This window comes from Nocardia sp. NPDC058497, from assembly GCF_042720195.1.
Classification (GTDB): Bacteria; Actinomycetota; Actinomycetes; order Mycobacteriales; family Mycobacteriaceae; genus Nocardia.
In genome coordinates, this window is the sequence record NZ_JBHXMY010000756.1 from 1 (window position 1) to 2,418 (window position 2,418).

Sequence of the window (2,418 nt, forward strand, 5' to 3'; positions counted from 1 at the left end):
CCCACAGGTCTCGTTAGATCTTGGGTAACTCACCGGGGACGGGCTAACTCCGCTCTACACCTACCGCCGGCCGCCTGCCCAAGGTGACACCCACCCTGAGCCTGGCCAGAATTCGCGGGGAGGCGGTCAGGTGAGGCGGACGTCGGCGACCGCGCGGCCGAAGAGCTTGCGGCCTTCGGAGATTCCGCTCAGCAGAATCGTGGCGGCGCGGCGTTCGGGGTCGATCGACTTGATCTTGCCCGAGAACTCGATGACGCCCGCTTCGGCCGGGGGGACCGGGACGAAACCGGAGAAGCGGACGGCCAGCTTCTCGATCGCGGTGGGGTCGCCGAGCCAGTCGGTCAGGTACTGGGCGGCCAGGCCCATGGTCAGCAGGCCGTGCGCGACGACGGTCGGCAGGCCTGCCAGTTCGGCGGCGCGGTCGCTGAAGTGGATCGGGTTCGGGTCGCCGGAGACGCCGGCGTAGTTGGCCAGGTCACCGCGGGTCACCCGGGCGATGCCCGCCGGCAGCTCGCCGCCCTTGACCAGGGAGTCGAACTCGGGGGTCGTGTTGACCGGGGCGAACTCGCGCGGTGCGGGAGCCGGTGCGGCGCCGGTGCGGCGGATCAGGGTGTCACCGGTGTCGAGACCGGCGATGGTGGCCGGGCGCGGGTGCATGCTGATGTTCTCGACGGCATCGACGATGCCGGGGTCGACCTCCACGCCACGCCGGGCAACGATGGTGGTCGTGCCCTGCACGGCTGTCTCGCCGTCCTGATTGGTCAGCTTGAAGCCGACGTTGATGAAGTCGTTGTCGCCGAACTGGCGGATCGACTCGATATCGATCTCGGTGCTGATCCGGTCACCCGCCAGCATCGGCCGGTGGATCTCGAAGACCTGGTCGGTCTGCAGGACCTGCGACAGGTCGTACTCGGTGAGCACGCTGTCGAGCAGCGCCCTGGTGGCGCTCATCCCGATCACCGAGGCGAAGGTCGGCGGCGCGACGATGCCCTCGTAGCCGAGCTTGCGCGCGTCGACTTCCTGGTGATGGGCGGGGTGCAGATTCTGCACGGCCCTGGCGAATTCTCGGATCTTCTCGCGGCCGACCTCGTAGTGATCGCGGAACCCGAAGCGCTGGCCGACCAGCGACGCGTCCGGGACCACAGCTTCGATGTCCGGCTGCGACACTGTCTGTACCTTGCTCATGATCCGGAAAATGTTAGTCGAGAATCTCACCGGATGACCAGTTATGTGTGACCCGTCATAGCAGGCAGGAATGCCCGCTACGACGGGTCGGGGCCGGGTTACGGGGTGCCGGCGGGGTCGCACACCTTCCAGCTGCCGTCGGTGCGCTGCAGGTCGAACGTGCGCGCGGTCCGCTTCGACGGGTCGGCGGAGGTGTACACCGTCGCCTCGGCCAGCGCGGAGTCGCCGGTGATGCGCACCGCGTCCACACTGTCGACCACCGGGATCGAACCACGCTCGGTCGAGAGCTGATGCACGCCGTTGAACTGCTCGGCAGTGATGCCCTGATAGAACTCGTGCAGCTGACCGCACGTGCTCGACCGCAGGTCATCCAGGTCGCCGCTGCGCAGGGCGTCGGCGTAGGCGCCGATCGCCGTACGGACCTGTCCCTCCGGCGAGTTGTCGCCGGACATCAACGCCACCACGGTCGCGATCAGGGCGATCACCAGCACCGCGGCACCGCCGACGGCCAGCAGCCAGCGCTTCGAGCCGGCGGCGGCCTTCGGATCGTCGGCCACCGCGACCTGCGGCGCATCGATCCGCTGCGGCGGCGCGACCGGCGGCGGGCCGTCCTGCTGACCGGCCCACCCGGTCGCCGGTTGCTGACCCAGCTGCGGGCCGCCCGATGGCTGCTGACCCTGCTGCGGGCCGCCCGGCTGCTGCTGGCCCTGGCGTGGGCCGTCCTGCTGACCCGGCTGTGGGCCGTTCGGCGGCGCGACCTGGCGCTTGCCCTCGGCCAGATGCTGCGCGGGCCGCGTCGGCTGGATATCGGCGGGCGAGGGAGCCGACGCCGGTTTCGGCGGAACGCTCGGCCCACGCGGCGGCGAAGGCTGCGTCTCCTCGACCCCGGGCCCGTGCGGCCCACTCGGCCCCTGATGCCCCGCCTGCCGCGGTCCAGCGGGCCCACGCGGCGTATTCGGCGGCGGCGTCATCGGCCTGCCACCCGCGGGCGGCACCACCCGATCCGTCGGCCGCTGGATCGGCATGGCCGTCGTCGGCGCATCCGCCGAATCGACCACCCGCATCGCCACGGTCTGATCCTCGGACGGAGGAACCTCGCCCCCACCCTTCTTCACCAACGAGCCCACCCCGGCAGCTGCCGCCGCGGCCGCGGCACCACCCGGCCGCGCGGCGGGGGGGGGGCGCGGGGCCCCCCCCCGGCCGCGCCCCCCCCCGACCCCCCCCGCCCCCCGA

Annotated in this window: 2 protein-coding genes; both read right to left on the minus strand. The window is 71.4% G+C overall.

Annotated features, from left to right (window positions below):
• Positions 1 to 126: 126 nt before the first annotated feature.
• Entirely contained in the window at positions 127 to 1,185 is a 1,059-nt protein-coding gene (locus ACFWPJ_RS30490; RefSeq protein WP_378856620.1) for a fused (3R)-hydroxyacyl-ACP dehydratase subunits HadA/HadB, read from the minus strand.
• 98 nt (positions 1,186 to 1,283) lie between these two features.
• On the minus strand, positions 1,284 to 2,418 hold a 1,135-nt coding region (locus ACFWPJ_RS30495), incomplete at its 5' end, for a hypothetical protein (protein WP_378856622.1).